We start from the raw sequence: 17564 nt of genomic DNA, 5'->3' as shown, positions 1-17564 counted from the left end.
GTCCTCCGTTTTTCAAAGAGCTAAAGAAGCTGGGTTGACAACGTCATTCGACGTGGGCTGGGAAGGTTTGGAACGGTTTGGCCCTAAGAATTTACGAAATAAGAGGATTCAAGGCAATAATTCGAAATCAGGAGAGTGAATATTCATATGACATCGACAAACCAAAGCCGCGGCACATTGACCTACCGCGAAATTACAGAGCAGCCGCTGGCGATGGCGGAAGCGCGCGAAGAGGCCCTTCGTCGAAAGGATTGGACAAATGCCTATCTGGCGGATCCATCTGTACAGCAAACCTTCTTCATAGGTTCCGGGTCTTCTTATTATCAATCCCAGACCATGGCAGCGACTTTCCGTTCGTGGCTCGGCCGGGAAGCGACCGCTTTGTCGTCTTCCGATCTGCTGCTTATTCGCAAACAGGTAGCGCGGGATGACCGGCGCACCGTCGTGCTTGGCATTTCCCGTTCCGGCGAATCCACCGAGGTCGTGCAGGCGCTGGAATCGGTGAAAGGGCTGCCGGATTGGCAGGTGGCGGGAGTAACCTGTTATGGAGACAGCGCCATGGCCAGCCTGGGAGATTGCCTGGTATCCAAGCTTGGGCAGGAGAAAAGTACGGTCATGACCAAATCGCTGGCCAGCATGATCGTTGGCGTGCAGACGGCGATCGCATCAGCCGCAGGCAGCGCGGAGAGACTTCAGGACATGGCCGACTTGGTGGGAGGCCAAGCCGACCGGGTCCGCGAGGGGGAACAGTTGGCGAAACAACTGATTGAATCCAGGCACTTTGACCGTACCATCTTGCTGGGACTAGGCGCGATGTTCGGCATCGCCGAGGAAGGCGGTTTGAAGCTGAAGGAAATGTCGACGGGGTGGACGGAAAGCTTCGGAACGCTGGAATTCCGCCACGGCCCGAAATCCATTGTGGATTCGCATACCTGCATGATGGTACTGGTCTCCGAAGGTACGCGGGCGGCTGAGCTGAAGGTTGCCCAGGAAATGAAGGAGTATGGAGCTCACGTGGTTGTCGTCATCTCCGCTGCTGGCGCGGATACCGCGTTTGCGGATTTCGTCGTCGAGATCGGTCTCCCCGGCGCCGCGGACGAGGCGCGTGCTGCAGCAGCACTGCCGTTCCTGCAGTTCTACGGTTACTTTACCGCACTCAAACGCGGCATCGATCCCGATCACCCCCGCAACTTGACGCAAGTCGTCAAACTCTAATACGAACCGATTAGTTAGGAGGAAAAACGAATGCCGCTAGTTTCTTCTGCTCCTCTGCTGCGCGCCGCACGAGCTCAAGGTTACGCAGTCACCGCGTTTAATGTGCATACTCTGGAAATGCTGCAAGCCGTCGTCGAAGCGGCAACCGAACTGGATGCGCCAGTCATTCTTCAATCGACTACTGGCACGGTGCAGCACCTCGGTCCGGAATTTATCGCGGCTGCCGCCCGTGTCGCGGCGGATCAAACTCACGTTCCCGTCGCGCTGCATTTGGACCACTGCACCAATTTTGCAACCGTTGTAAAATGTATTCGCGCCGGGTATACGTCGATTATGATCGACGCGTCGATGAAGCCTTATGAAGCAAATGTGGCAGATACCCGCCGTGTCGTCGAATTGGCCAATGCGATTGGCGTGAACGTGGAAGCCGAGCTGGGCAAGGTCGGAGGTGTCGAGGACGACATCTCAGTAGCCGACCACGACGCTGCGCTGGCGGACCCCGATGAATGCGCTCGTTTTGTCATGGACACTGGCGTTCCTACACTGGCTCCTGCTATCGGCACGGCACACGGCATCTACAAGGGCGAGCCCAACATCGATTTTGACCGTATCGCCCGCATAGCTGCGCTGGTTGACGTTCCGCTCGTCCTGCACGGCGGCTCCGGTATTCCGGAAGCTCAAGTGAGGCGTGCCATTTCTTTAGGGATGGCCAAGATGAACGTGGCCACCGAGCTGCGAATCGTTTTCACGGACGCGATCAAGCAGGTATTTGCGTGCACACCAAACGTGGACGATCCCAGACATTATTTGAAGCCGGCCAAAGACGCGCTGCGGGAAGCCGTGAAAGAGAAAATCCGCATGTGCGGCGCTGCAGGACGCGCTTCAGAGGCGAAAGGGCGATGAGCGTGCAGGTCATCCTCCAGTTTATTTAAGTCCCAACAATTCCGGTGTATTGCGGTGAATAATCTCTTCGATTGTTTTCTCCGGAATTCTCGGCAATTTTGTGCCTTCCGCCAAATCGTTGATTTTGAGAAACGATTCGATAGTTTGCTGAGTAGTGAAAAACGGATAATCCGATCCAAACAAAATTTTATGGGTCACACCGTATTCCATTGCCGAAACCATGGCATTGTAGAATTGCCATGGTCGTGTTCCCAATGCGGATAGGTCCATGTAGAGATTCGGATTTTTACGGACAACCGAAATGCACTCGTCGACCCATGGATGTCCCATATGGGCAATGACCATTTTTAAATTGGGGAACGCCCTGGAAATTGGATCCAGCATGGCAGGACGAGATGCATCCAGGTATCCTTCCGGAACAAAGGAGGTGCCTTGGTGCCACAAAATCGGAATGTTTAATTCATCTGCTTTAGCGTAAAGAGAAAAATGCTCTTTTTTATCGGGATAAAAATTTTGATAAATTGGGCCAAGCTTCAATCCTTTCAGGTTCAAGTCCCTTATAGCAGATTCAAGAATACTGTTCGCGTTCAGCTTATTCGGATCGACACTGGCAAATCCGAATAGCTTGCCTGGATGCTTGGATACGTACTCGGCCACATACTCATTAGGGACAGCAATGCCGGATGCAACCGCATCAAATGCCAATACAATGGCTCCGTCAAAATCTTTGACGCAATCCCAATTTTGTTCTGGAAGGGCGATTATTTCCTTATCTTCTCCCCACGCCCGCTTGACGGCGGCTAAAGTCGCGCCTCCAAACTGTCCGGGTCCAAACAGATGTGTATGACAATCAAAAATCATAGCTCTTAACCCCTTTCTTAAGGCACTCCGTATTTATTGAATACATCAGATAAACAATTATGACAGAATGGCGGCCATCGCAAATAGTCATCGATCTGCTGACGAGCTTTCCACTCATCAACGCAATACCGTGATTTTGACATATGAGCACCAGTAGGTTCACCACATCCGTGTATCAGGCACACTGGAAAAAGCACATCAAGAAATATACCAACTTCTTGACGTGCAAGATCCGCTAAACGAAAACATCAACAAATGACATCAAGGTTGTTGTGGTCGAACGAAACTGAAAAACCTAGGTAAATCAAGAGGTTTAATGCCATTCAATATCTACGAAAATCGGTACCCTGATCAGGTATGATCAAAAGCATAATAATTTCGTAGGATGCCGATGCCTTGTATGTAGGCTTCCGTAACATCACCGGGGCTCAACCAAACTTGCGGATTTTTACCCATACCCACTCCAGGAGGCGTTCCTGTACTGATAACATCCCCCGGTTGAAGGGTCATCGTTCTAGAAAGGAAAGAGAGTAGAAAGGGTATATTAAATATCAACTCTTTTGTATTGGAATCCTGCATGGTCTTTCCGTTAAGGGTGAGCGATATTCTCAAATCATGCGGATCGGGAATTTCATCGGCAGTCACAATGTATGGACCAATCGGAGCAAAGGAATCGATCGCTTTGCCTCTTGTCCATTGTCCTTCGGATAATTGAATATCTCTGGCACTCACATCATTCATAATGGTATAACCGAAAACATAATTCATGGCTTCCCCGATCGGAACATTTTTTGCTTTCCGCCCCACAACGAACGCAAGTTCAACTTCATAATCGCACTGTTTCGTTTCCGCCGGAATAACGACTTCATCTTCAGGCCCGACTATACAATTGTTAAACTTCGGAAAGAGAATGGGCTGCACAGGTACTTGCATGTTGGATTCCAAAACGTGATCATAATAATTTAAACCAATGCAAATGATCTTTTCGGGGTCGGTAATCGGAGAACACAGCTTAATCTCTTCCAGACTGACAGCAGCATGCTCATCCCTCATATCCCTTTCTATGTCACGCCTTATTGCAACGGAAATTGAAAGACTGGCGATCAATTCCTTCATGGATCCCTCAAAAGCAATCTTGCATATTGTTCCATGATCCGATAAGACACCTAATCGAAGACTGCGATCCTTATCCCGTTTCTCATAATACTGAAGCAACTTCATTCCCGTGATCTCCTATCATGAAATTTCCAATAAAATCTTCGCAATTTTTCCCGGTCCGTTGATCAGCTTTTCAAAACACTGACCCCCCTCTTCAAGCTGAGCTTGATGCACCCAAGGCAGTAAATTGACGCGCCCCTCCCGGATCCACTGCAGTGCAATCTCAAAGTCCCGCGGCGAATAAGCAAAGGCCCCCGTCATTTGTATCTCATTGCGGATTGCCGTGTTAATAGGAAGATTGCTGTCAACCTCATGCAGACCCGTAAATATGACTTTTCCACCAGGTTTTACGGCATTAACACATTGCTGACGCGTGACGGACATACCTACGGCATCCACCGCCGAATGAAAGCTTGCCTCCCCGGCATCACCGAGCTCCTGTAAATTCGTAACGGCTGCAGCACCAAGTTCCGACACGATTTCCAACCGGTCACGATTAAGATCAACGACAACGATATCCCGCAAGCCGTATACTTGAGCGGCCTGCAGTGTAAATAAACCGATCGGCCCGGCGCCTAATATAAGCAGCTTGTCCGTGGGGGACAACTGCAGCAAACGACAAATATGAACTGCGCAGGCGAATGGTTCGGTGAAGGCTCCTTCTTCCATTGAAAGATGGTTATCAAGCAGATACACGTTTTTCTCGGGGACGGCGAGATATTGCGCAAAAGCACCGGGACGATGGGCTCCCAGAAGACTCCGATTCGGACATAATTGCGCTCTTCCGTCCTTGCAATAGTCGCAGATGCCGCAAGTGATCAGCGGGTTTGCCGTTACCCGGTCTCCTTCTTTAAATCGTGACGAGCCTCCGCCAGTCCGCGCAATGACGCCGGAGAACTCATGCCCCATAATCAGTGGCGGCTTGCGGAGCGAATTATGTCCAAGGTAACCGCTTAATTCCGAACCGCAAATGCCGACTTTCTCTATACGGATGAGCACTTCATCAACCGATAGCTGAGGAATGGCTTGTCGACGAATGTTCATCTGGCGCGGACCTTCGTATACCAAAGCTTTCATGGTTTCATCATGCATATGTCATCCTCCAAAATTGACTTTATATTGGGATTTGGAAATTGCGGAATGATTGCATATGATGCCTGGTTGACAGAAACTAACCGACAGATTCTTTACACTTCATTTCTAAAATCCCCAACTGCATAGACAAGCGCTAGTACTATCTTTTTTACTGTCCACTTTGCAATTTATTTATTTGTTTATGATTGATTTGAGACCCTGCTCATAGCCTATCAATACTTCTTTCTTCCTCGTCTCCGTTGGAGCAAGCAGAGGTGTGCGCACTTCGCCGCTTTTGAAAATACCCAAATTCTGGAACAAATACTTCGTTGTTGGGATTTCATCCCCGGGACCAAACATGCTGATAAACGGCAAGAAGACATTACTGTAAATCTCGAAACTTTTGGCTATATCCCCGTTTCGGAACGTTTCCCAACAATCGCGGAACGCTTCCGGATAAATCACCGGGGAAATCGTCATACTCCCGTCAACTCCTGCTACAAACGCGCGGAAGCCGATAATGTCATCGCCGCCGAATACGACAAGATCGGTTCTTTGCTTGAGATTTCTAATTTTCTCAAAGCTGTGATCCGTCATTTTGACTCCTTTAACATTTGGGATCGCCTTGGCAATGGCAATCAATTCATCGGTCGTAAAATGGGTTTTGGTAGTCACCGGATTATCATAAAATACAAAATCCAGGCACGTATGGTCGGCTAATTGACCGAAGTAATCAATTACCATATCCAGGGAATTCGGAAAATAATAGGGACTTGGCACCAAAGCGTAACGAATTCCTTTTTCTTTGGCCGCGGTTCCGATTTTAATAGCGTCTGTCAAGCTGGTATGTCCTAACCCGACGACGATTTCTTTGCCTTCCGGCATTATATCTGCCGTATAGCTTATGACCTTGATGCGTTCCTCAGTCGTTAAAGCCGGTGCCTCTCCGGTACTGCCGCAAACCACGTAACCTTGCAAATCCTTGGCCGTTCTTTCAAACAGACGATCGAAGCCTTCAAATTCTATTTTTCCATTCAATAATGGAGTAGGGATGACAGGAATGTTTCCTTTAATAGTTGTCATACGATTGTTCCTCTCTTAACTAAGTTTTTTGGAATGTTAGTCAGCGAACTTTTCCTCTTCCCCAGACAGGCCAAATCGCTTCGACCTTTCCGTCGCGTACGGCTGCAATTTCATCCACCATATTGACGACGGCACAAGCATGAATCGGAATGATTTCCAACGTATCTCCGATGGCGAGATCCTGGTGCTCCGGAGGGACTATGACCATTCCGTGCTCCTCAGTTAACCAGGAAAGAACAAGACTTGGTCTTTCCACCACATAGCCCCTGCCCGTTCCGAAGGGAGAGTCGTCACCATCCGAAGTGAACACTTTCGTACCAGCATCAACGACCGCCCGGTCGGCGGATGGCCTGCTGATCACAGTCACCTTAACCGTAAGTGCACAGTTCTGCAGCAGGTGCGCACGATTGGCCACTTGCATGATATCTCCAAAAATGTAAGTGCCAGGGCGAATTTCCGTTACACCCGGAATTTGCGCCGCATATTTCGCAGACGGCGTGGATCCCACACTGATGATATCCACAGCAATTCCGTTTTCTCTCAACAAATGGGCGGTCTCTACTGCCGTATGTCCTTCATGAGCAGAAATATCATGCAGCTGCTTGTCGTTGACGGTATCGTATGAGTGACCGGCGAACGTGGTTATTCCTCTGAACCGGATTCCCGGCAGTTGTACGATCTTCTTTGCCAAATCTAGCGCCGGATCTCCTGGACCAACGCCTACTCTCTTGAATCCGCAATCAATTTCGACGGCAATTCCAACCTGACAATTCGAGTCTCTGGATGCGGCGCGGGAAATAGCGGATGCCGCTTCGTAGCTGTCAACGGCAACAATAATATTCGTCTGTTTGGCTAACCGGATCAATCGGTCGATTTTCTGTTCTCCGATAATCGGATAAGCAATCAAAATGTCCTTAATGCCGCCTGCCGCCATCACTTCCGCCTCGCCAAGCTTGGCGACTGTAATCCCTATGGCTCCCGCATCCATCTGCTTATGGGCGAGGATCGGCATTTTATGCGTTTTGGTGTGGGGCCTTAAAGAAACTCCGGCTGAATCGGCGTTTGCTTGCATCGTTGCAAGATTGATTTCCATTTTATCGAGATCGATTAACACATAAGGTGTATCCAAATCGTTTTTGTGCATGCTGCCCTCCTTTTAAAAAGCCAATTGCCCTCCGTCAACCACCTGTGACCAATACGACCGACCTTGTATTCAAACCGCCGCATCGATTCTTCCCGCCTTACCCGTTGTTGGAGACCAATGCAATCGCATCAATTTCTACCAGGATGTTGTCCAGTCCGGCCTGAACACACGTACGTGCCGGCATCGGTGCGCTAAAATACCGTTTATACACTTCATTGAATTGGTCAAAATCGGACATATCGGCAAGATACACCGTTACTTTCACTACATCATCAAGCGAGCTTCCAGCGGCCTCCACGATATGCTCAATATTTTGCAATGTAAGATCCGCTTGTTCCTCGATCGATTCTCCTATAATTTCCCCGGTTTCAGGGTGGAGTGGCCCTTGACCGGATACAAATACAAATCCACCTGCCAGTATTCCTTGGGAATAAGGTCCACTGCCTTTCGAAGCCCGAGGTGCGACTACCGGATTTCTCATGATATTTCATCCTCCAAAACTGTTTTTTCCATTCCACACCACTGTATCGCCGTGCGCGTAAATTTCGATCAAGTCCCAAAATGCGCCAATGAATTCTACCGCCATGTTTCCGGGATTTACAAGCTTCTCCCTGCTGAACGAAATGCCTGTTTTCCTGTAAATATCAGATCAGTTTTCAGAGCACTCGGCCGCGAGTGGCGAGACAGACGGTAAAATTACTTTCACTACTAGCTCCACTTCCACGGATGCCCCAAGTGGCAATGTATGTATGCCGAGCGCAGCCCTGGCATGCAGTCCGTCTTCGCCAAAAACGGCGGTCAAAACCTCACTGGCTGCATTCATGATCTGCGGTTGTTCAATTACATCTTCCGTGCAACATAAGTAACCGGTCACTTTTAGCACCTTGTCAAGGTTTTCCAAACCATACGCTTTGTCGAACGAATCAAGACAATTGATCATAGAAAGCGCAGCGGATTTTTTGGCATCTTCGATTGACAAATCTTTGCCAATTCTTCCTTTATATCGCACCTCTCCATCGGAAAAAGCGATATTTCCGGAAATATAGGCGTTATCACCATTCAGGCGAACCCCAATATATGGTAAGGATTCTTTGGACGGGTGATTAGGTTTCCAACCCAATTCTTGCTTGATTTGATCCAACTTCGCTCTGTTCATACGAATCCTCCATTTATACAGTTGTTTTCTCGCGCATTAACCAGGACGAGTCGGAGCCTACAGGTATTTTTATACCTTCTTGCCCGCTCAGCCTTGTAAATGTCGACTTTTTATCTGTTTTTTCCCCTTGCCAAAATTGGGATAATCTGATCGAGTTCCCCTTGCCTGAAACCATAAATTTGATCCGCCAAATTGATTACCGGACAGATATGGTTGGGAATGATTTCAATCACATCACCAATTCTTAAATCGGATTCTCCTTCCACAAGCAAAGTTCCGTGTTCCTCAGATAACTTGCTAATCATCAAGTTCGGATGATTGCAGATTTGACCATGTCCGCCATGTTTGTAAAGGTCCAACGCTAGGGTTTTACTCCCCGCGTCAATGACGATTCGGTCAATGTAGGGACGCGCAACGACGGTGGCAAACACACGGACTGCACAATCTCCTTCCTGGGCTCCACCTGCATCCATAACATATCGGTCATTAAACAAATACATTCCCGGCCGCATTTCCGTTGCATGCGGAATTTCATTGATGAATCGTGCTGTTGCGGTTGCCCCTATGCTGATTTCTTCAATATGTATTCCGTATTTCTCCAGACCGATTTGGGTTTCGTACATCATTTCGGCATCCTGAACCGCAACTGATTTGATCTCTTCCTCGGTTGATTTCGAATAGGCATGGCCGGTATGGCTCATAACTCCCTTGATCTCGATATATGGGAGCTTCGCAATTTGCGCGATGTGAAGAACACTTTCCTGGGGACTCCTTCCCATACGGTGCAAGCCTGTGTCAACATCCACATAAACGGGGATCTTTCTTTTGTGGAATGAACCGACATCATTGATTCCCTTGGCAACCTCTATGTCGTCCAATGCAGCAATAATCCGAGCTCGTGAGAGCAGTCTGCTGAACCGTTCCAGTTTTACTTTACCGATAAGCGGAAACGCGATCAAAATGTCATCGATCCCGGAGTCGGCCATCACCTCGGCCTCTCCTAATTTCGCACAAGTAATTCCCACAGCGCCTGCAGCCAACTGTTTCGCCGCAATAAACGGGCTCTTGTGTGTTTTGGTATGCGGTCTTAGCTTTACGTTGGCTTCCTTGGCAAGAGCGGCCATCCTTTCGATATTCCGTTCCATAACGTCCAAGTCGACAGCCACAAATGGGGTATCGCTTAACAATTGCTCATCACGAATCTTCATGGTCTCTTCACCTGTTCTTATATTAGAATAGTTCAGGAGTATACATTGTTTGCTTTCTCATATAACTGCTCCTAATTTTTAAACGTTGTTTAAGCATTTTGGAAGTGCGGCAGACTTAGTGAGCGGTTTGCATGCCGAATCATCTGTCTTTTCAAAGTATGATTTGGTATGACAAATACATATTCATATGGTCAACGTCCAAAGGAGTAATTTAAAGGATACGTCCGTAGTTACCATCCTTAACGATTCCATCCGAAATCACAAAATGACCGTTTACCATCACGTGGTGAATTCCCTTAGGCTCCGAGCGAGGTTGTTCAAAAGTTGCGGTTCCCTCTATTTCACTCGGATCAAAAACGACAATATCAGCATAATTCCCTTCCATTAAAATGCCCCGGCTTTTAATGTTGAATCTTTTCGCAGGAAAACCACTCATCTTGTAGATCGCTTGTTCCAAAGTGAGCCACTTGTTATCGCGCACATATTCCCCCAAAATTTTCGGATACGAGCCGTAACCGCGGGGATGTGGCCTGTTTCCGATATAAATACCGTCGGTTCCTACCATATGTAGGGGGTGCTTATATGTCGCCTCCAAATAGGGATGAAGTTTGTCCTCCCAATGGTATATAGCCAATGCACGGAATCCGCTCATCAAAATAATGTCACAAACAGTATCAGTCAGGTTCAATCCCAGTTCTTCCTGAACAGTGTCAAGGCTTTTTCCTTCCCAGCCCATCGGCTGTGGCGTACGTACCGAGGCGAACCTGACGTTTTTGATTGGATTAAACGCCTTCTCCACTTGTACGGAAATTTTTTCACGGAACGCCCTGTCTTTCAATCGTTCTTTCACGTCTTCGGGCGATCCTACTTGAGCATCTTCCGGCAAATATAGCAGCAAATGTGTGCATCCAGCCGGATAGGGGTACATCTCGAACGTAATATCTACTCCTTGTTTCACACCGTAATCAACCTGCTCCGCCGCTAGCGGATCAATCGCCAGATGAGAAATGTGAACGGGAATTTCCGCCAGCCTGCCTATGGAAAATGTTTCCTTGCAGCCGAGATGTACATTATTACCGTATCCTCTTTGATGCGCGACATAAATGCCGCCATATTCAGATACAACTTTGGATAGAGCGACCAGCTCCCGCAAATCGGACCTTCGCATGGGTTCATATTCCAAACCCGTGGCAAAAGCTTTCGCCCCCATCTCCATCCATTCTCTTGTTATTTTTTCCATCACTTTAATTTCGTCGTCCGTCGCCCAGCTGTCTTTCCACCCCATTGCCGCCAACCTGACCGAAGCGTGTGGAACTTGTAGGACAATATTTGAAGGGATATTTCCCTTAAACAGCGACAAAAAACGTTCCAAGGTCAGATCTTTAGAAATGTCAATGCATTCGTCATCATAGAAAACGTTAAGATAGTCTTTCATTTCCTTCAATAGATTCCGCTGCAAAGGCGCCCAAGAGAACCCATCCGGGCTAGCCAATTGAGTAGTCACACCCATTTTAAGAGGAGCATATTTGTCCGGCCCTCCTAGCAGCGCAAGCTCCGAATGAACATGCACATCGATGAAACCGGGGCAAACTACCATACCATTGGCGTCTAAAATCCGTTCTGCATCTGCCCCTTGCAAATCGCCGATCGCCATGATCACATCGCCAACAATGCCAATATCGGCCTTTTTCCCTAGTGCACCCGAACCATCGATCAACAAACCGTTTTTTATGACAATATCATAATTCACCTTTTTTCCACCCTTCATTATTTACTGTAAAAAGCAGGCTACAGCATGTCCATCTTCATCTGTTCTCAGTTCAGGCGATTCGGATTTACACCGTTCGAACGCATAGGGACAACGTGTGTGAAACCTGCAGCCTGACGGCGGATTGATTGGACTCGGAATTTCCCCCGCTATTTTAATTGGAGCTTTCAGACTCTCCTGATGATTACCCGGAATTGAGGATAAGAGGATCTGAGTATAAGGATGTTTGGGACGCGTAAAAATTTCTTCGCAGTCGCCCAATTCCACAATCTTGCCGAGGTACATGACGACAATACGGTCACTAATATGTCTTACGACATCAAGCCCATGCGCTATAATCAGGTATGATAAACCGAATTGCTGCTGTAAATCCTGCAGTAAATTCAAAATTTGCGCCTGCACCGAAACATCAAGCGCCGAAACCGGCTCGTCACAAATGATCAGTTTTGGATTGAGCACAAGCGCGCGTGCGATACTGATTCTTTGCCGCTGCCCTCCGCTGAATTGATGAGGATAGCGGTCCGCATGGTTTTTCGTTAAGCCGACAATATCCAGCATTCGATACACGTGTTGAACCCGTTCTTTTCGCGTCCCGATCCGGTAAATATCAAGTGGCTCAGAGATCAGATCCAGCACTTTTTTGCGCGGATTAAGAGATGAAAACGGATCTTGAAAAATAATCTGCATATGTCTCCGGATGTCGCGCATTTGTCTTTTATCCAATCGGGTGATATCTCGGCCTTCAAAATGTATCGTTCCCTCCGTCGGTTCTACCAAACGCATCAGAACTTTGGCCAATGTGGATTTTCCACAACCGCTTTCGCCAACCACACCGACAATCTCCCGAGAATAGAGGGTCAAATCAACTTTGTCCAATGCGTGCACTTTTTTATTCGATTTAACGAAAAGGCCGCCGTTCACCGGGTAATTCTTCGTTAGCCCTTGCGTTTTCAGCAATACATCTGACATTGTACCCTCTCCTTTCATTCGTCGTATAAAAAGCAGGCGATTTCCCTGTCCGTTTCCTTCTCTAGTAACGTTGGTTCGCTTTCGAAACAGCGTTTTTCCGCATATTGGCAGCGCGAAGCAAAACGGCACCCCACCACTTTGTCCTTCGGATCTGGGACCGTACCGGGAATAGTGTACAATCGTTGTTTTCTATTCCCATAGCTTGGAATTGCTTTCAACAGACCTTGAGTATAAGGATGAAGGGGATTTTCCATCAGCTTTGAAATCGGTGCAGACTCTATCACTCTCCCCGCATACATGACGATTACCCGATTCGCCATTCTGGCTAAGACGCTTAGATCATGGGTAATAAAGAAAAGGGACATCTTATTTTTTTGTTGAATATCAAGAAGAAGATCGAGAATTTGTGCCTGAATCGTAACGTCTAAAGCCGTGGTAGGTTCATCGGCAATAAGCAGCATCGGATTACAAGCGAGTGCCATTGCGATCATGACACGCTGCTGCATCCCTCCGGAGAGTTGATAGGGATATTCGCGCACCCTTTGTTCGGGAGAGGGGATACCTACCAGTCTCAACAGCTCAATGGTGCGTTCAAATACTTCTTTTTTATTAATTTTTAAATGTGTATGCATCACCTCGGAAATTTGGTTGCCGATAGTAAAAACCGGATTCAGCGAAGTCATCGGCTCCTGAAAAATCATGGCGACTTCTTTGCCTCGAATTTGATTCATCTCCCTCTCCGGCAAACAAGTCAGATCCGATCCATTAAAGATAATCTGGCCTGACTGGATGCTCAAAGGCTCAACAAGCAATTTCATGATCGACAACGAAGTTAAGCTTTTTCCGCAGCCGCTTTCCCCGACAATTCCGACAACTTCACCTCGTTCAACGGAAAAATTTATATTTTCCAAAATGCTGATCTTTTCATTTTTTAGAGAGTAACCTACCGATAGATTCTCCACTTTCAAGAGCGGCTTATTCACAGGAAAACCTCCTTCATGTTCGCTTCTTCACTTCCCTCGGATCGAACAAATCCCGCAGACTATCCCCCAAAACATTCAGGGAGAAGACAGTTAAAAAGACTGCAGCACCAGCTGCAATCGAGTATAACGGAGCTTGTGTCAAATAGCTGCGACCCGCATTTAACATCGAACCCCAGGAAGGTGTAGGGGGTTGTACGCCTAAACCCAAAAAGCTCAAGGCCGCCTCAGTAAGTACCGCAGTGGCAAACGATAAACTGATTTGCACAAAAATGGGCGAAAAACAATTCGGTAAAATAACCCGAAACATGATTCTACCCTCGCCCGCTCCCATGGAACGCGAAGCTTCCACAAAATCTCTGCTTTTAAGCGACAAAACACTGGTACGGGTAATTCTCGCAAAGACAGGAATGGAAACAATTCCGATGGCAAGCATGGCATTATATATTTGCGGACCCAGAACGACCATGACGGAAAGAGAAAGAATAATGGAAGGAAAGGCTAACACGCCGTCAAGAAAACGGCTGATAATCGCATCGATTTTTCCGCCGTAATAACCGCTGAACAGCCCTAACACAATACCGCCTGCCATTGCGATGATCGTGGAACAAATTCCAACGAATAAGGAAACCCTGGCGGCATAAATTATCCGCGAAAATATATCTCTACCTATTTCGTCCGTGCCAAGCAAATGCTTGACAGAAACGCCTAGCAATGGCACGTCCACTATCTTATTGTAATTAAAAGGCGCGATGATTGGCGCAAACAAAGCAAGCATTGTGATGAGGAAAAAAATGACCAGACTCGTTAATGCCGTTGTGTCTTTGACTATTTCTTTCATGAGATCCTCCTTATTAACGAGTGTGCCTGATTCGCGGATCAAACAGGACAATCATTAAATCAGCAATCAGATTAATAACAACAATGATAACTGCGGAGATTAGCACTGCACCCTGCACAACATCGTAATCTCTTGAAAGAATAGATTGAATCGTCAGCCAACCTAACCCCGGCCAGGCAAATATTTGTTCTGTAACAACCATTCCGCTCAACAACAGGCTGAAATTTAAAGCGATGATCGTTATCAGGCTGGGGAGCGTATTGCGGGCCACATGCTTACCGATGACCATCCATTTGGATAAACCTTTTGCCCTGGCAGTGCGGATAAAATCCTGATTGATCACTTCAAGCATCCCCGAGCGCAGGAAGCGGAATATTTGTGCCGCGTTAATAATGCCGACAGTAAGTACGGGTAATATCAAAGTCTTGATATGGCCCGTAAACGATTCGTTAATGGAAACGTAACCGCCTGCCGGGAGCCAATGCATCCAATTGGAGAACAGCAGCATTAACAAAATCGCCAGCCAATAGGTAGGTATACTGAAACCGAATAAAGCAATTCCCCTTGAAAACCTGTCGATCCAACTTTTTTTTTTGATCGCAGCCAATACACCGGTGGGCACCGCAATGAGGATCGACATTATTGTTCCATATACGGCAAGTTCGAACGTTTTCGGTATTTTCTCCATTAGCATTTTACTGACGGCAGTCCCATCAATCATCGAGTTGCCGAGATCGCCGTGAAGTAAGTTCGATATCCATTTCACATATTGTACGATCAATGGTTTATCCAACCCCATCTGCATTCTTAACGCCGTCAAAGCCTCCGGCGTAGGACTTAAGCCGAGCCGCATTTGCGCGGGATCACCGGGAAGCATCCTGAAAACAAAGAAAACGGTAAGGGACACGAAAAAAAGAACCAAAATAAGTTCTATGATTTTTTTCAGAAATATTTTTAGCACGTTCACCTTCTCCTCTCTAAACCATATAACCCCGGTTCATTTTTCAATCCAAAATCATTGCTGTTTTCGCAAGACCTGGCTTGCTGGGAGGAGGGAATCGGATACCCTTCATATATCTGTGACAGAGCGTCTCTCGAATCCGATCCCTAACCCTCTAGCAAGCCAACCTGCGGTTGTTAGCCTTAAATGCAATTTAATTTTTCCAGACGGATTCGAAGTATACCTTCGATTGCGGATCGGGAATAAATCCTTGTACATTTTTCGATAATCCTGCTGCCAGTACATGTCCCCCAATTACGATATTAGGGGTCTGATCGACAACTTGGGCTTGCAAGTCCTTCAGAACCTTGCTTCCTTCATTCGAAGGCAGTTGGCGAACGGATAACAGCTTGTCATACCATGGTTTATTATCCCATTGCAATGCCGCTCCGTTTTGTGCGCCATAAACATGGTATAACATGTCTACGGTGTTTGGCTTAGGATTTGTATAGGTAATAGCCATGTCAAACTGCTTTTTGTTAAACACATTGTCCACCCACTGAGCAACTTCAACACCTTTTAACTCGGCGTTAATTCCAAGATCTTGAAGCGATTGTTCGATAATTTGAGAAATAATATCATCCGATATATCTATCTTATGATAGAGAAGTTCAAGTTTCTCGTTATTGTAGCCGCTTTCCTTCAATAACGCTTTCGCTTTTGTCAGATCATATTGATATTGAGGAGTGTCGGGGTTGTAATTGGAATCTCCAGTCGGAACAGAAGTGCTGCGCACGACGAAATTGCCAAACAGCGCTTGTTTTATTTTATTTCTTTGCAAAGAATAGTTGACAGCTTGGCGAAATTTTAAATTGTTAAACGGTGTTTTGGAATTGTTGAGCAGTAAAATATAATCTGACACCGTCAAATCAACTGGAACTGTGCTCAACTGTAGGTTGGTGTTATTGGAAACCTCCGTCACTTTACTGGTAGGCACAACGTCAATGGCGTCCACCTGTCCGTTAGTGAGCTGCAGCAATTTGACATCCTGATCGGGAACAGTGATAAACTCAATTCCATCGAGATACGGCAGTCCCTTTTTCCAGTAATTCGGGTTCTTTTTCACGACGACCTTCTCATTTCGATTCCATTGAACGAACATAAAGGGTCCAGTCCCAACCGGATTTTTCGATTGGTCAATCGAAGGATCATTTGGTGTTACGAATACTTCGATAAACGAATCAAGCAGCAGGTTGTCCCGATTCGATAGTGATACCGTAAGATGAGTGTCATCCACAGTCTTTATATCCTTAATCGACTTCAGTAAATCGGCGGTGCGGGTTGCCTCCGGTCTCATCGCTTTTTGGAGTGAAAATTTCACATCGTCCGCGGTCAATTTTCTACCGTTGTGAAAGGTAACGTCGCTTTGGATCGTCAAATCGTAAGTTAAACCATCATCGCTTAATTTCGCTTCTTTTATAATTCCCGGTACTGGTTTCAACGTTTTCGGATCGTATTCCATCAAACTGTTAAAAATGGTCAAAAACGTATTTCGATCTTGTTCCGTAGCATAAATGTAAGGATCCAAAGTGTTGGGATCAGCGGATTGGGCATACTTGAGAATTCCACCGGTTTTGACTCCCGAAGTAGCCTGCCCCTCAGTTGGCGTAGCAGCTTGCGTGCTTGGCGGTTGACTATTGTTATTAGCAGTTTGTTTTGAATCATTTGTACAAGCTGCTAGAGAAATACATAATAAAATCGACAGCAATAAGACGAGTGACTTTTTCAAGAAAAACACCACCTTTTATACTTGATGAATTGCATAAATTGCGAAACTGTTCTCTCTGAACACCTAACAATGCGCTGCTCTTCTAGACAAAGGTATGTATGCACTTTGTTACTTGAGTATCGCGATTTCGTTTTCGCATTCGACGAAGCTTCCGGCTTTATCTGAGGTTCGTCGACGGCGAGATTCTTGCAACACACAATTTTGCAAATCAATATATTACCTATCAATCAGTTTACATAGTCATGTCATATGTTTAACCCCCATTTTTTTAAACATCGTTTTAAATTTGCTCGATTTCAATATATCTAACAAACATTTTTTTGTCAATCAGTGATTCAACACTTATTTCTATGTTTTATATCAAAAATATTAAAATTATGTAAACTTACCTTACATTTATAAACCGAAGCACATCATGCAAAAATACCCTTGACGTTGACAATGTAAGGGTTTTACAACGTTATCAACCGGTGGC

16 protein-coding genes are annotated in these 17564 nt (G+C 46.6%); 2 read left to right on the top strand and 14 right to left on the bottom strand.

Going from position 1 to position 17564, the window contains the following annotated elements; all coding sequences use genetic code 11:
* Positions 1-147 precede the first annotated feature (147 nt).
* Positions 148-1215: an SIS domain-containing protein gene (locus ACFPYJ_RS18735; RefSeq protein ID WP_379189702.1), complete on the top strand. Its 1068-nt coding sequence runs from the start codon at positions 148-150 to the stop codon at positions 1213-1215.
* A gap of 30 nt (positions 1216-1245) precedes the next feature.
* Positions 1246-2118 carry a class II fructose-bisphosphate aldolase gene (locus ACFPYJ_RS18730; protein ID WP_379189701.1) on the top strand — a complete coding sequence of 291 codons (873 nt, stop codon included), beginning with the start codon at positions 1246-1248 and terminating at the stop codon, positions 2116-2118.
* A 21-nt stretch (positions 2119-2139) separates the two neighbouring features.
* On the opposite strand, the gene ACFPYJ_RS18725 is transcribed toward ACFPYJ_RS18730, so the two are convergent.
* The 14 genes from ACFPYJ_RS18725 to ACFPYJ_RS18660 all read right to left on the bottom strand — a co-directional run bounded on the left by ACFPYJ_RS18725 (position 2140) and on the right by ACFPYJ_RS18660 (position 17089).
* Complete coding sequence (locus tag ACFPYJ_RS18725; protein WP_379189700.1) at positions 2140-2979, bottom strand: amidohydrolase family protein; 840 nt, start codon at positions 2977-2979, stop codon at positions 2140-2142.
* 351 nt (positions 2980-3330) lie between these two features.
* Positions 3331-4095 carry a fumarylacetoacetate hydrolase family protein gene (locus ACFPYJ_RS18720; RefSeq protein ID WP_379189699.1) on the bottom strand — a complete coding sequence of 255 codons (765 nt, stop codon included), beginning with the start codon at positions 4093-4095 and terminating at the stop codon, positions 3331-3333.
* 120 nt (positions 4096-4215) lie between these two features.
* Positions 4216-5229 carry a zinc-dependent alcohol dehydrogenase gene (locus ACFPYJ_RS18715; RefSeq protein WP_379189698.1) on the bottom strand — a complete coding sequence of 338 codons (1014 nt, stop codon included), beginning with the start codon at positions 5227-5229 and terminating at the stop codon, positions 4216-4218.
* A 174-nt stretch (positions 5230-5403) separates the two neighbouring features.
* Positions 5404-6294, bottom strand: a complete 891-nt coding sequence (locus ACFPYJ_RS18710; protein ID WP_379189697.1) for a dihydrodipicolinate synthase family protein — start codon at positions 6292-6294, stop codon at positions 5404-5406.
* A gap of 40 nt (positions 6295-6334) precedes the next feature.
* Positions 6335-7438, bottom strand: coding sequence for an alanine racemase (locus tag ACFPYJ_RS18705; protein ID WP_379189696.1), 1104 nt, complete (start codon positions 7436-7438; stop codon positions 6335-6337).
* A 97-nt stretch (positions 7439-7535) separates the two neighbouring features.
* Positions 7536-7919 carry a RidA family protein gene (locus tag ACFPYJ_RS18700; RefSeq protein WP_379189695.1) on the bottom strand — a complete coding sequence of 128 codons (384 nt, stop codon included), beginning with the start codon at positions 7917-7919 and terminating at the stop codon, positions 7536-7538.
* 168 nt (positions 7920-8087) lie between these two features.
* Positions 8088-8594 carry a RidA family protein gene (locus tag ACFPYJ_RS18695; protein WP_379189694.1) on the bottom strand — a complete coding sequence of 169 codons (507 nt, stop codon included), beginning with the start codon at positions 8592-8594 and terminating at the stop codon, positions 8088-8090.
* A gap of 110 nt (positions 8595-8704) precedes the next feature.
* Positions 8705-9802, bottom strand: coding sequence for an alanine racemase (locus ACFPYJ_RS18690; RefSeq protein WP_379189693.1), 1098 nt, complete (start codon positions 9800-9802; stop codon positions 8705-8707).
* A 211-nt stretch (positions 9803-10013) separates the two neighbouring features.
* On the bottom strand, positions 10014-11552 hold the full coding sequence (locus tag ACFPYJ_RS18685) for an N-acyl-D-amino-acid deacylase family protein (protein ID WP_379189692.1): 1539 nt from the start codon (positions 11550-11552) through the stop codon (positions 10014-10016).
* A 21-nt stretch (positions 11553-11573) separates the two neighbouring features.
* Positions 11574-12539 carry an ABC transporter ATP-binding protein gene (locus ACFPYJ_RS18680; RefSeq protein WP_379189691.1) on the bottom strand — a complete coding sequence of 322 codons (966 nt, stop codon included), beginning with the start codon at positions 12537-12539 and terminating at the stop codon, positions 11574-11576.
* Between the two features lie 14 nt (positions 12540-12553).
* A complete protein-coding gene (locus ACFPYJ_RS18675) occupies positions 12554-13522 on the bottom strand; it encodes an ABC transporter ATP-binding protein (RefSeq protein ID WP_379189690.1) in 969 nt (322 codons plus the stop codon).
* A 13-nt stretch (positions 13523-13535) separates the two neighbouring features.
* Positions 13536-14360 (bottom strand): ABC transporter permease, encoded by an 825-nt coding sequence (locus ACFPYJ_RS18670; RefSeq protein WP_379189689.1) that lies wholly within the window; start codon positions 14358-14360, stop codon positions 13536-13538.
* Between the two features lie 13 nt (positions 14361-14373).
* Positions 14374-15321 (bottom strand): ABC transporter permease, encoded by a 948-nt coding sequence (locus ACFPYJ_RS18665; protein WP_379189688.1) that lies wholly within the window; start codon positions 15319-15321, stop codon positions 14374-14376.
* Positions 15322-15514: 193 nt separating this feature from the next.
* Entirely contained in the window at positions 15515-17089 is a 1575-nt protein-coding gene (locus ACFPYJ_RS18660; RefSeq protein ID WP_379189687.1) for an ABC transporter substrate-binding protein, read from the bottom strand.
* Positions 17090-17564: the final 475 nt, after the last annotated feature.

This window comes from Paenibacillus solisilvae (assembly GCF_042656405.1).
Classification (GTDB): Bacteria; Bacillota; Bacilli; order Paenibacillales; family Paenibacillaceae; genus Paenibacillus_Z; species Paenibacillus_Z solisilvae.
This window is presented reverse-complemented; position numbering and strand designations above follow the sequence as displayed.

Coding starts and splice junctions, on each gene's coding strand:
- ACFPYJ_RS18680 (WP_379189691.1), bottom strand. CDS start 12,539: ATGTCAGATGTATTGCTGAAAACGCAAGGGCTAACGAAGAATTACCCG.
- ACFPYJ_RS18730 (WP_379189701.1), top strand. CDS start 1,246: ATGCCGCTAGTTTCTTCTGCTCCTCTGCTGCGCGCCGCACGAGCTCAA.
- ACFPYJ_RS18735 (WP_379189702.1), top strand. CDS start 148: ATGACATCGACAAACCAAAGCCGCGGCACATTGACCTACCGCGAAATT.
- ACFPYJ_RS18715 (WP_379189698.1), bottom strand. CDS start 5,229: ATGCATGATGAAACCATGAAAGCTTTGGTATACGAAGGTCCGCGCCAG.
- ACFPYJ_RS18720 (WP_379189699.1), bottom strand. CDS start 4,095: ATGAAGGAATTGATCGCCAGTCTTTCAATTTCCGTTGCAATAAGGCGT.
- ACFPYJ_RS18695 (WP_379189694.1), bottom strand. CDS start 8,594: ATGAACAGAGCGAAGTTGGATCAAATCAAGCAAGAATTGGGTTGGAAA.
- ACFPYJ_RS18690 (WP_379189693.1), bottom strand. CDS start 9,802: ATGAAGATTCGTGATGAGCAATTGTTAAGCGATACCCCATTTGTGGCT.
- ACFPYJ_RS18710 (WP_379189697.1), bottom strand. CDS start 6,294: ATGACAACTATTAAAGGAAACATTCCTGTCATCCCTACTCCATTATTG.
- ACFPYJ_RS18700 (WP_379189695.1), bottom strand. CDS start 7,919: ATGAGAAATCCGGTAGTCGCACCTCGGGCTTCGAAAGGCAGTGGACCT.
- ACFPYJ_RS18725 (WP_379189700.1), bottom strand. CDS start 2,979: ATGATTTTTGATTGTCATACACATCTGTTTGGACCCGGACAGTTTGGA.
- ACFPYJ_RS18705 (WP_379189696.1), bottom strand. CDS start 7,438: ATGCACAAAAACGATTTGGATACACCTTATGTGTTAATCGATCTCGAT.
- ACFPYJ_RS18670 (WP_379189689.1), bottom strand. CDS start 14,360: ATGAAAGAAATAGTCAAAGACACAACGGCATTAACGAGTCTGGTCATT.